Source organism: Exiguobacterium sp. ZWU0009, from assembly GCF_000798935.2.
GTDB lineage: Bacteria > Bacillota > Bacilli > Exiguobacteriales > Exiguobacteriaceae > Exiguobacterium_A > Exiguobacterium_A acetylicum.
The window spans coordinates 69,317-81,818 of sequence record NZ_CP018057.1; the positions used below are offsets into that span (position 1 = coordinate 69,317).

13 protein-coding genes are annotated in these 12,502 nt (G+C 49.1%); all 13 read left to right on the forward strand.

Features of this window, described 5'->3' with window-relative positions; all coding sequences use genetic code 11:
* The first annotated feature begins 43 nt into the window (after positions 1-43).
* The 13 genes from ftsH (at position 44) to lysS (ending at position 12,449) form a co-directional block, all read left to right on the forward strand.
* A complete protein-coding gene (gene ftsH, locus L985_RS00395; protein WP_047392677.1) occupies positions 44-2,047 on the forward strand; it encodes an ATP-dependent zinc metalloprotease FtsH in 2,004 nt (667 codons plus the stop codon).
* A 180-nt stretch (positions 2,048-2,227) separates the two neighbouring features.
* On the forward strand, positions 2,228-2,989 hold the full coding sequence (locus L985_RS00400) for a type III pantothenate kinase (protein WP_029343061.1): 762 nt from the start codon (positions 2,228-2,230) through the stop codon (positions 2,987-2,989).
* A 10-nt stretch (positions 2,990-2,999) separates the two neighbouring features.
* Entirely contained in the window at positions 3,000-3,923 is a 924-nt protein-coding gene (gene hslO, locus L985_RS00405) for an Hsp33 family molecular chaperone HslO (protein ID WP_029343062.1), read from the forward strand.
* Positions 3,924-3,935: 12 nt separating this feature from the next.
* Positions 3,936-4,247, forward strand: a complete 312-nt coding sequence (locus tag L985_RS00410) for a SurA N-terminal domain-containing protein (RefSeq protein WP_023466564.1) — start codon at positions 3,936-3,938, stop codon at positions 4,245-4,247.
* An 80-nt stretch (positions 4,248-4,327) separates the two neighbouring features.
* The gene (gene cysK / locus L985_RS00415) at positions 4,328-5,272 is read left to right on the forward strand and encodes a cysteine synthase A (protein ID WP_029343063.1); all 945 of its coding nucleotides are present in this window, start codon (positions 4,328-4,330) and stop codon (positions 5,270-5,272) included.
* A gap of 87 nt (positions 5,273-5,359) precedes the next feature.
* The gene (locus tag L985_RS00420) at positions 5,360-6,745 is read left to right on the forward strand and encodes an anthranilate synthase component I family protein (protein WP_029343064.1); all 1,386 of its coding nucleotides are present in this window, start codon (positions 5,360-5,362) and stop codon (positions 6,743-6,745) included.
* Positions 6,742-7,323, forward strand: a complete 582-nt coding sequence (locus L985_RS00425) for an anthranilate synthase component II (protein WP_029343065.1) — start codon at positions 6,742-6,744, stop codon at positions 7,321-7,323. The genes L985_RS00420 and L985_RS00425 overlap by 4 nt, the downstream gene beginning before the upstream one ends.
* Positions 7,307-8,146 (forward strand): aminotransferase class IV, encoded by an 840-nt coding sequence (locus tag L985_RS00430; protein ID WP_047392673.1) that lies wholly within the window; start codon positions 7,307-7,309, stop codon positions 8,144-8,146. The genes L985_RS00425 and L985_RS00430 overlap by 17 nt, the downstream gene beginning before the upstream one ends.
* Positions 8,143-8,928, forward strand: coding sequence for a dihydropteroate synthase (gene folP / locus L985_RS00435; protein ID WP_029343067.1), 786 nt, complete (start codon positions 8,143-8,145; stop codon positions 8,926-8,928). The genes L985_RS00430 and folP overlap by 4 nt, the downstream gene beginning before the upstream one ends.
* A 2-nt stretch (positions 8,929-8,930) precedes the next feature.
* The gene (gene folB / locus L985_RS00440) at positions 8,931-9,302 is read left to right on the forward strand and encodes a dihydroneopterin aldolase (RefSeq protein WP_029343068.1); all 372 of its coding nucleotides are present in this window, start codon (positions 8,931-8,933) and stop codon (positions 9,300-9,302) included.
* Positions 9,299-9,814: a 2-amino-4-hydroxy-6-hydroxymethyldihydropteridine diphosphokinase gene (folK, locus tag L985_RS00445; RefSeq protein ID WP_047392671.1), complete on the forward strand. Its 516-nt coding sequence runs from the start codon at positions 9,299-9,301 to the stop codon at positions 9,812-9,814. The genes folB and folK overlap by 4 nt, the downstream gene beginning before the upstream one ends.
* A complete protein-coding gene (gene dusB, locus L985_RS00450; protein WP_029343070.1) occupies positions 9,814-10,806 on the forward strand; it encodes a tRNA dihydrouridine synthase DusB in 993 nt (330 codons plus the stop codon). The genes folK and dusB overlap by 1 nt, the downstream gene beginning before the upstream one ends.
* A gap of 161 nt (positions 10,807-10,967) precedes the next feature.
* A complete protein-coding gene (gene lysS, locus L985_RS00455) occupies positions 10,968-12,449 on the forward strand; it encodes a lysine--tRNA ligase (protein WP_148661999.1) in 1,482 nt (493 codons plus the stop codon).
* Positions 12,450-12,502 lie beyond the last annotated feature (53 nt).

The window sequence follows — 12,502 nt, forward strand, 5'->3', positions numbered from 1 at the left end:
CATCCACTAGAAAAACGAGATGGATGCGGAGAGGAGGCATAAGATGAACCGAGCAGTGAAGAATACCCTCGTGTTTGGGGTCATTTTTCTAGCTTTGATCTTGTTTCTGCAATACTTGCAGAGTCCAGTGAACAAAAGCAAAGAAATCAATTACACACAGTTTGTCGAGTCTGTTGAAAAAGGTGAAATCAAGACGGCTACCTTCCAATATGAAGGGCAGACGTATAATGTGACAGGAGATTTGCGTGAAAAAGATTCAACGTATGAAACGGTCGTACCGGCTGTGGATACGGAACTAACGGATCTCTACACGCAACTCAGAAGCCAAGGAGTCAAATTGGACTTCAAGGCAGCAGAAACGAATGGTGGTTGGATCGCGTTACTAACGACAATTGTTCCATTCATCATCATCTTCATCCTCTTCTTCTTCTTGATTAATCAAGCGCAAGGTGGCGGTGGTGGCGGTCGCGTCATGAACTTCGGGAAATCGAAGGCACGCCTCTATGATACAGAGAAGAAAAAGATCACGTTTGATGATGTAGCCGGCGCAGACGAAGAGAAACAAGAACTTGTCGAAGTCGTCGAATTCTTGAAAGATCCGCGTAAATTTGCGAAACTCGGTGCCCGTATTCCGAAAGGGGTCCTACTCGTAGGTCCTCCAGGTACAGGTAAGACGTTGCTTGCGCGTGCCGCAGCTGGTGAAGCCGGCGTACCATTCTTCTCGATTTCAGGTTCTGACTTCGTTGAGATGTTCGTTGGTGTCGGGGCATCACGTGTCCGTGACTTGTTCGAAAACGCGAAGAAAAATGCACCATGTATCATCTTCATCGATGAAATCGATGCTGTCGGTCGTCAACGGGGCGCAGGTCTCGGTGGTGGACACGATGAGCGTGAGCAGACATTGAACCAACTTCTCGTTGAGATGGATGGATTCAGTGAAAACGAAGGCATCATCATGATCGCAGCAACGAACCGTGCTGATATTCTTGACCCAGCATTACTCCGTCCAGGTCGTTTTGACCGTCAAATCACGGTTGACCGTCCAGATGTCGTCGGTCGTGAAGCAGTCTTGAAAGTTCACGCACGGAATAAACCGCTCGATTCAACGGTTGATTTGAAAGCTATCGCACAGCGGACACCTGGATTCTCAGGTGCGGATCTTGAGAACCTTCTGAATGAAGCAGCACTTGTTGCAGCACGTTCAGACCGTGATAAAGTGTCGATCGTTGATCTCGAAGAAGCGATTGACCGTGTCATCGCGGGACCAGCGAAGAAGAGCCGGATCATCTCGCCGAAAGAGAAAAAGATTGTCGCATGGCACGAAGCAGGACATACGATCATTGGTGTCACGCTCGACGATGCGGATGAAGTACACAAGGTAACGATCGTTCCTCGCGGAAACGCGGGCGGATATGTCGTCATGTTGCCAAAAGAAGATCGTTACTTCATGACGAAGCCGGAACTCGAAGATAAGATTACTGGATTGCTCGGTGGTCGCGTCGCAGAGGACATCGTCTTCGGAGAAGTCTCGACTGGAGCAAGCAATGACTTCCAACGTGCGACAGGTCTTGCACGGAAAATGGTCATGGAGTTCGGGATGAGTGAAAAACTCGGACCGCTTCAATTCGGATCAGGTCAAAGCGGTAACGTCTTCCTCGGTCGTGATTTCCAAAACGAACAGAATTACTCGGATGCAATTGCACACGAGATCGATACGGAAATCCAAGCGATCATCAACCGCTGTTACCAAAAAGCGAAAGATATCCTGACTGAGAAACGCGATCAGCTCGACTTGATTGCAACAACGTTGCTTGAAGTTGAAACACTCGATCAAAAACAAATTCACCATCTCCTAGAGACGGGCGAATACAAAAAACATGAACCAGAAGCAACGACTCCAAAAGCAGAAGAGAAAGCACCGGAATCGACAGATGCAACTGTTGATCAACCGACAGAGTCTCCAACGCAAATGGGTTCAGTCGTTGACGAAGGGAAAAATGTAGATATGGATACACCAGATACGCCGCGTCGCGACGATCAAGTGTAAACGGATGGAACGGATTCGATTGATATCGAATCCGTTCTTTTTTGTGGCAGACCGAGCGAATACACATCGGTAGGTGTGACCATACGAGCATGGTATAATCACAACATATATAGTTCCGATCGTGAAACAACGGAATACAATAGAAGCATGAAAATTGAGAAGAAGCGGGGAAATAAGCAAATGATTTTAGTCATCGATGTCGGAAATACGAATATCGTCTTAGGTGTCTATCAAGGACAAGAGTTGATTGAGCATTGGCGGATTGCGACAGACCGGACACGGACGACGGACGAATACGGTATGCTCGTCAAAGCGTTGTTCCGTGACGCAGAGCTAAACGTGGAAGAAATCGAGGGAATCGTGTTATCATCTGTCGTACCCCCCGTCGTGTTTCCACTAGAAAATATGTGTGTGCGTTACTTTAAACGTCGTCCGTTCTTGATTGGACCAGGAATCAAGACAGGACTCGATTTAAAAGTCGATAATCCACGGGAAGTGGGAGCCGATCGAATCGTCAATGCAGTAGCGGCGACGGCGAAATACGAGGGGCCGATGATCATCGTCGATTTCGGAACAGCGACGACGTATTGTTACATCGATGCACAAAAACGGTATTACGGTGGCATCATCTCACCCGGTGTGATGGTTGCAACCGAGGCACTCTATAATAAGGCAGCAAAATTGCCACGAATCGAAATCGCGAAACCGCAGTCAGCGATTGGACGAAATACGATCCATGCGATGCAGTCGGGGACCTATTTCGGATATGTGGCACAGGTGGACGGACTCGTTCACCGGATGAAAGAGGAAATGGGAGAAGCGAAGGTCATTGCGACCGGTGGCTTAGCCCGATTAATCAGCGAGGAATCCACGATGATTGAGGTCGTCGATCCATTCTTGACGTTAGATGGATTACGGATTATCTACGAACGAAATAAGTGAGGGAATCAAGATGAAACGTGAAGAATTATTAGCACAATTAAAAGATGACTATTTAGTACGGGCGTTAGGCTTCAATGGAGAAGTCCGTGCGTTTGCGATCCGTTCGACGAAAACGGTCTATGAAGCACAACTGCGCCATCAGACAACACCGGTCGTTACAGCAGCACTCGGTCGGACACTGACGATCGGCGCAATGATGGGTACGATGCAAAAAGGCGATACACGTGTCACATTAAAAGTCGAAGGCGATGGACCGATTGGGAAAATCATCGTCGATGCCGACGCAAAAGGTGTCGTTCGTGGATATGTCAGTCGTCCCCGCGTCGAAATGGATACGTACGTCAATGCAGACGGTCTGACGAAACTAAAAGTGGGTGAAGCAGTCGGTCGCGGAAACATCTCTGTCATCAAAGACCTCGGGTTGCGTGACTTCGTCGGTGGTCAATCGCCGATTCAAACAGGTGAGATTAGCGAAGACTTCACGTATTACTTCGCTGTATCGGAACAAAGCCCATCGGTCGTTGGAGCTGGCGTTCTCGTCTATCCGGAAGACGAATCAGTCATTGCAGCAGGTGGTTTGATCGTTCAATTGATGCCAGGTGCGTCGGAAGAGACGATCTCAGCACTTGAAAAACGTGTTGGAGCCCTTAAACCGATCTCGATTCTTGTCGGTGAGGAAAAAACACCAGAAGAAATGTTAGAACTCGTTCTCGGTGACTATGAGCATCTCGACACGATCCCGGTATCATTCGAATGTACGTGTGACCGTGAAAAATTAGCGACAGCGATCATCGCTCTTGGACCAGATGAGATCCAAGCGATGATTGATGAAGATGGTGGTGCGGAAGCGGTTTGTCACTTCTGTTCAGAGCATTATCACTATGATGTTCCAGAGTTAGAGGAACTTCGTGAAAAATCACTCGAAAGAGCATAAGAGGGATCTAATATGGGGAATGTACAACCTAAGTACTTGTGGATGTTGATCTTCATCTTAATGTTGACGAATTTCATGACCGGTGCTTACGCCTTCATGGGTGAGCTCCCAAAGGTCGATTCTCCTAAAATCGTTCAAGACAGCATCGGTGGTCCGCTCGAGGATGTCGTCGCCGAAGTCGGTGATGAGAAAATCACGCGCGCGATGGTCTATCAGACGATGCGAACGGAACAGGAAAAACAGACGATTGATCGTTTGATTCAAGAAGCGGTCGAACGCCAGACGAAGGATGGAAAAAAGCCGGAAGTCAAACGCTTTGATTGACAGATTTCATCCAGTCCGCTGATAATTAGTCTATCGGATTACTTGGAATTCAAGCGGTTCACTAATGAGGAGGAATGGTCATGCGTATTGCGAATTCAGTATTAGATTTAGTCGGTCGGACCCCGATCGTCAAGTTACATCATCTAACGGGTCCTGAGGATGCAGATGTGTATCTGAAATTGGAGTACATGAACCCTGGATCAAGCGTAAAAGACCGGATTGCGTTGGCGATGATCGAGGCGGCAGAAGAAGCGGGTCAACTCAAAGAAGGAGACACGATCATCGAGCCGACGAGTGGGAACACAGGAATCGGACTAGCGATGGTCGCTTCGGCGAAAGGATACCGCGCCATTCTCGTCATGCCGGAAACGATGAGCATGGAGCGCCGGACGTTGCTTCGCGCCTATGGTGCGGAATTGATTTTGACACCGGGTCCTGAAGGAATGAAGGGTGCGATCGCTCGCGCGACAGCGGAAGCAGAAGAACATGGTTACTTCATGCCACAACAATTCAATAACGGCGCCAATCCAGTCGTCCATGAAAAAACGACAGGTCCTGAAATCGTCGAAGCGTTCGAAGGCATGCAACTCGATGCATTCATCGCGGGAATTGGAACGGGTGGAACGATCACCGGTGCTGGTAAAGTGTTACGCGATGCCTTCCAAGGGATTGAAATCATTGCTGTTGAACCAACGGATTCACCTGTCTTATCGGGTGGTAAACCGGGACCGCACAAACTGCAAGGAATCGGTGCTGGATTCGTGCCGTCGATTCTTGATACTGAGATTTATGATGGTGTTGAGCAGATCACGACGGAAGAAGCATTTGATCACGCACGGCGAGCAGCGAAGACGAACGGTGTCTTAGGCGGTATCTCGTCAGGTGCTGCGATTGCAGCAGCGCTCAAGACGGCGAAACGTCTCGGGAAAGGGAAAAACGTTCTCGCGATCATTCCTTCGAATGGGGAGCGGTACTTAAGTACACCGCTGTATCAAATCGAGGAAGAAGCAGACCAATCGAAGTAATCAACTGGACGTACACGGAAGTCATTCGGCTTCCGTGTACTTTTTTGCGTATAATGAGAGCAGAATAGTGTGAAGTGGGGGACGCGTATGCGACAGACGAAATACAAAGCAGTACCATGGACGAAAGAACAATTCTACAATCGATATGTTGAACAGACGAATGGAACAGCGGGACACGTCTGGCTCGAAAGCGGCCGAATCGGACGGTATACGATGGCGGCGACTCGTCCTGTCGGATACGTCCGAACGAAGGACGGGATGACGACGATTGAGACAGATGGAAAAGTCGAGACGTCGACGGCGAATCCGTTTGATGTACTCGAACAGCTCCGCGTCGAACGTGAATCGATCCGACCGGATGGAATGCCACCTTTCTTTGGTGGATTTGCCGGTTACGTCAGTTATGATGCCGTCCGTTATTTAGAAAAGCTACCGGAGCGAGCGATGGATGATTTGCAAACACCCGATCTGTCATTTTACTGGTACGATGAAGTCGCCGTGTTTGATGAGGAAACGAAGCAATTGTTCATTGCCGTAACGCGAGACACAGTAGAAGAAGCAGAGCGAGTTCTTGAAACAGAAGTCGCGCGTTGGTGTATCGAGACGGAAGCACCTCAATTTTCAGCGACCGGTTCGTCCGGTGAGCGGGAACGGGCTTTTGGGCAGGAAGCCTTCATGACAGCGGCGCACCGGATTAAATCGTATATTGGGGACGGTGACGTCTTTCAAGTCAATTTGTCCGTCCGCCAACAAGAACCGCTTGGGACGACAGCGGAACATTTGTATGATGTATTACGACAAGTCAATCCTTCTCCGTACATGGGCTACTTTGCGGATGAAGATTTAACACTCGTGTCCGCCTCACCCGAGTTGCTCGTTGAAAAAATCGGTGATGCGTTAGCGACACGCCCGATTGCGGGAACACGGCCACGCGGGAAGGATGAAGCAGAGGATTTACGACTTGCGAAAACCTTACTCGATAACGAAAAAGAACGGGCAGAACATGTGATGCTTGTTGATTTAGAGCGGAATGATTTAGGACGCGTCAGTCGTTATGGTACGGTTCATGTCGATGAGTTGATGGTGATTGAGAAATACTCGCACGTGCAGCACATCGTCTCAAACGTCAGAGGGGAAGTAGCTCCGGAACACTCGGGGAGTCAGGTGCTTGCTGCGATGTTCCCAGGTGGTACGATCACTGGCGCACCAAAAATTCGGACGATGGAAATCATTGAAGAACTGGAACCGGTCCGGCGTGGTATCTATACCGGATCACTTGGCTTCATCAGTTGGGCGGATGATGTCATTTTCAATATCTTGATCCGGACACTCGTCGCAAAAGACGGGATGGCATATGTTCAAGCAGGTGCTGGAGTCGTCACAGATTCGGACGCAGCACGTGAATACGAAGAGTCACTTAGTAAAGCCAAAGCGTTATGGGTGACAAAAGAAACAGCGGAGGGAACGCAATGATTGTATTGATTGATAACTATGATTCCTTTACGTACAACTTAGTCCAGTATTTCGGCGAACTTGGGCAAGACATCCGGGTATTTCGCAACGACGCGATCACGCTTGCGGAAATCGAAGCGTTGCAACCGGATCATCTTGTCATCTCACCGGGTCCCTGTACGCCGAATGAAGCGGGAATCAGTCTAGAAGCGATTGCTTATTTTGCTGGAAAGGTACCGATTTTAGGTGTCTGTTTGGGTCATCAAGCGATCGGTCAAGTATTCGGGGGTAAAGTCGTCCGCGCGAAGGAATTGATGCACGGAAAAGTCTCGCCACTGACGCATGACGGACAAGGCATCTTTGAACGGATCCCACAAGCGACGCCGGTGACACGTTACCACTCGCTCGTCGTTGAACGCGAGACATTCCCGGAAGTACTTGAAGTAACAGCGGAAGCTGGCGGAGAAATCATGGCACTCCGTCACCGGACGTTGCCGATTCTCGGTGTCCAGTTCCATCCGGAAGCGATTTTGACACGAGACGGGAAACAGATGTTAAAAAATTTCTTGGAGTTGACGCATTATGTATCTCTGGCATGACGGAACCATTAAACGAGAAGAAGAGATAAGAATTTCCCCACTCGATCACGGATTCGTCTACGGGATGGGAGTATTCGAGACGTTTCGGACCTATAACGGACATCCGTTTTTGTTCGATGATCATATCGAACGCTTGCGGATGAGTTGTGTCGCACTCGGGATCCAGCTAGGATATGACCGGGAAGCCTTACGGCAAGCGATCCAAGATTTATATGACGCATATGAGGCGAACGATTTATACATTCGGTTGAATGTCTCGGCCGGTCCACGCGAGATCGGGTTATCGATCGATCCTTACGATACGCCGACCGTGTTGATCTATGCGAAACCGATCGCTCCGCGAAAACGAGCGGAACGGGCACTCGAGACGATTCGTTTACCGCGTAGTACACCGGAGACGACATACCGCTTGAAGTCGCATCATTACATAAACAATCTAGTGGCGAAACGCCAATTGTTCAATCCGGAAGCAGAAGGGCTGTTTTTGACGAAGGAAGGTCATGTCTGTGAAGGGATTACGTCAAATATTTTTTGGCGTTACGGAAGTACATGGTATACGTCACCGCTTGAGACCGGTGCACTGAACGGAATTACTCGTCAGTTCCTCATGCAACATGTACCGGTCGAAGAACGCCTGGCGTATTTACCACAGCTCGAAGAAGCAGACGAGATCATCTATACGAATTCCGTTCAGGAAGCGGTCGCGATTTCGTCACTTGACGGACGTCCTTTCCCCGGAATCAACGGATCAGGATATGCACAAATCATGACGCTGTTCGATCAATCCGTCGAACATGTGACGACAAGGAGGGAACAACGATGACCTACATCATGGGTATCTTGAATGTGACACCGGACTCCTTTTCGGACGGTGGACAATATGTCGATGTCGAACAAGCGATGCGGCAAGCGCGTCAGCTCATCGCGGACGGAGCGGATGCGATCGATGTCGGTGGAGAGTCGACACGACCGGGTGCAGCGTTCGTATCAGTCGAAGAAGAACTCGCTCGTGTTTTACCGATCATCAAGCGCATCAAACGAGAACTGAACGTCCTCGTGTCGATCGATACGTACAAACCGGTCGTCGCAGAAGCTGCTATTCAAGCAGGAGCGGACATCATCAACGATGTTTGGGGCTCGAAGTGGGGCGATCGTTCGATGGTCAACGTCGCAGCACGATACAGTGTCCCCATCATTTTGATGCATAACCGGGAGACGGCGCATGGGGAAGATATGCTTGCAGAAGTTCGGGCTGACCTTGAGGAATCAATCCGATTAGCGAAACAGGCAGGTGTAGCGGAAGAGCACATTTGGCTCGACCCGGGGATTGGGTTCATGAAGACGCATGAAGAGAACTTGTACCTAATGCGTCATCTATCGATCGTAACGGACTTCGGATATCCAGTTTTACTCGGAACGTCTCGTAAATCGATGATCGGTCTCGCGCTTGGATTACCGACGGAAGAACGAATCGAAGGAACGATTGCGACGGTTTGCTACGGGATTCAACAAGGATGCGACTGGATGCGTGTGCATGATGTCAAAGAAGTCAAACGGGCAGCGCGGATGATGGACATCATGTTGGCTGCGACGAAGGGGGAATAACGGTGGATCGAATTCACGTAACAGGAATGCGTTTTTATGGGTATCACGGTGTATTCGCAGAAGAGACGAAACTCGGTCAACGCTTTAATGTCGACTTATCGATCGGACTTGCATTGGCAGAAGCCGGTCGGACGGATGATTTGACGAAAAGTGTCAATTACGCCGAATTGTATGAAGCGACGAAACGTGTCGTCGAAGGAGAACCGCTCCAACTCGTCGAAGCCTTGGCGGATCGTATCGCAAAAGAAGTCTTTGCGTTAGATGAGCGAATTCAAGAAGCGTCGATCAAGGTCATCAAACCGGATCCGCCGATTGCCGGTCATTATGAACATGTGGCGGTCGAGATCAATCGCCTTCGGGAGGACTATGCATGAAGGAAGCTTATATTGCACTCGGTTCGAACATCGGTGATAAAGCGGCTCACTTAAGAGCAGCGATTGCTCGCCTAAGAGCGTTACCGTCCGTTCATGACGTAAAGACCTCTTCCATTTATGAGACTGTACCTGTCGGGTATCTAGATCAGGATTTATTCTATAATATGGTCGTCGCAGTTCGAACGACGGATGAGGCAGATGTCTTACTTGGACGACTGCAGGAAATTGAACAGCTAGAAGGACGCGAGCGTCTGTTCAAAAATGGACCACGGACGCTTGACTTAGATATTTTGCTGTATGAGGAAGAACGCATTGACCTCGAAGGATTAACCGTTCCGCATCCGCGGATGCAAGAGCGGGCATTCGTTCTCGCACCATTACGTGAGCTCGCAGCAACATTCGTCGTACCTGGTCTTGGGCAAAGTGTCGAGCGGTTGTATCAGCAGTTACCGGAGACAGAACGAAACGGTGTGCGACGCTTAGGTGGTCTTTTAGAAGCGGAGGAACAATAATGGAATTTAACATTGGCGATGTCAAACTGAAGAATCAAGTCATCTTGGCGCCGATGGCAGGCGTCTGTAATCCGGCGTTTCGATTAATCGCAAAAGAATTCGGTGCAGGACTCGTCTGTGCGGAGATGGTCAGCGATAAAGGCATCTTGTATGAGAACGAACGGACGCTACAGATGCTCTATGTGGATGAGCGGGAAAAACCGCTGAGTCTTCAAATCTATGGTGGTTCAAAAGAGACGCTCGTTCAAGCAGCACGATATGTCGAAGCGAACACGAATGCCGACATCATTGATATCAATATGGGCTGTCCGGTTCCGAAAGTCACGAAAAGTGATGCTGGAGCGAAATGGTTGCTTGATCCCGATAAGGTGTATGAGATGGTCCATGCGGTAACGCAAGCGATCGATAAACCGGTGACGGTCAAGATGCGGACCGGCTGGGACAGTCATCACATCTATTGTGTCGATAATGTCAAAGCGGCAGAAGCGGGTGGTGCGAAAGCCGTTGCCGTCCACGGGCGAACACGTTCTCAAAAGTACGAAGGTGTCGCAGACTGGAACATCATTGGGGAAGCCAAAAAAGCGGTCAACATTCCAATCATCGGAAATGGAGATGTTCAGACTCCGCAAGATGCAAAACGGATGATTGACGAGATCGGCGTCGACGGTGTCATGATCGGACGGGCAGCTCTCGGGAACCCATGGATGTTGTATCAGACGATCCAGTATCTCGAATCAGGAACGCTTCCGGCAGAACCGACAGCGCGCGAGAAGATTGATATTTGTCTTTTGCACGCAACGCGACTGGTCGCGCTAAAGGGAGAAGAACTCGCCGTACGCGAAATGCGGACACACGTCGCTTGGTACTTGAAAGGAATGAAGGGGAACGGTCGCGTTCGCAATGCGTTGTTTAATATCGATACGCACGCGGGACTCGTTGAACTCTTACAGCAGTACTTGCGGACACTCGAAGAAGACGTAGCATATGCCTAACAGGTAAAGTATGGTCGGACAGAGTCGTTTTGTGGTACGCTAGTTGCATTGAAGATGAGCGTATCGGTTTTCTAAAGGGCTGTCGGTCATTCCGGCAGCTTTTTATTCGAGAGAATCGTCGTGAACCATTATTAAAAGGAGTGAAGACAGTGAGTCAGGATATGGAAATGAACGATCAAATGCAGGTGCGTCTCGGTAAGATGAACGCCATGCGTGAACAAGGTCTCGATCCATTCGGCGCACGTTTTGAACGTTCGACGGATACTGCGAGCATTCGTGCATCATTTGGTGAACATACAAAAGAAGAGTTGGCTGAACTGAAACCGGAAGTTGCCATCGCGGGTCGTGTCATGACGACACGTCGTAAAGGAAAGGTTGGCTTTACGAACGTCCAGGATGTACAAGGTCAAATTCAGTTGTATGTCCGTAAAGATGATGTCGGTGAAGATGCCTATGAGATCTATAAGACATGTGACTTAGGTGACATCGTCGGGATCCAAGGTTACGTGTTCAAGACGAATGTTGGTGAACTCTCTGTTCACGTCACAGCATTTACGTTATTAACGAAAGCGTTACGTCCACTTCCGGATAAATATCACGGATTAAAAGATATCGAACAACGTTACCGTCAGCGTTACCTCGACCTTATTACGAACCAAGAATCACGTGAGACATTCATCGCACGGAGTAAAGTCATTCGTGGAATCCGTCAATATCTCGATAACCTCGGATACTTGGAAGTCGAAACACCAATGTTGCACACGATTGCGGGTGGAGCATCGGCTCGTCCGTTCATCACGCATCATAATGCACTCGACATGACGCTTTACATGCGGATTGCGATCGAGCTCCATTTGAAACGTTTGATCGTCGGTGGACTTGAGAAAGTCTACGAAATCGGTCGTGTGTTCCGTAATGAAGGAATCTCAACACGCCATAACCCAGAATTCACGATGATCGAACTCTATGAAGCGTATGCGGATTATAAAGACATCATGAACTTAACAGAGAATCTGATCGCTCACGTCGCACAAGAAGTACTCGGTACGACACAAGTCACTTACGGAGAAGACGTCATCGATCTATCTGTCGGTTGGAAACGAGCACACATGGTAGATCTCGTTAAAGAAGCGACAGGTGTCGACTTCTTCGAACAGATTTCAAACGAACGTGCTCTTGAACTGGCACATGAACACGGTGTTGAAGTCCAGTCGCACATGACGACGGGACATATCTTGAATGAGTTCTTCGAACAAAAAGTAGAAGAAACACTAGTCCAACCAACATTCGTCTATGGTCACCCTGTTGAAGTATCACCGCTGGCGAAGAAAAATCCAGAGGATCCACGTTTTACGGATCGCTTTGAATTGTTCATCGTCCGTCGTGAGCATGCGAATGCCTTCACGGAATTGAACGATCCAATCGATCAACGTGAACGTTTCGAAGCACAACTCGTCGAAAAAGAAGCAGGAAACGACGAAGCACATGAAATGGATACAGACTTCATTGAAGCACTCGAGTACGGTATGCCGCCAACGGGTGGTCTTGGAATCGGGATCGATCGTCTCGTCATGCTGTTGACGAATGCGCCATCGATTCGTGATGTGTTACTCTTCCCGACGATGCGTCATCAACAAAATTAATGAGTAGAGCTCCGTTCCTTCTATACCTTATAGAAGGAACGGAGCGTTCTTTT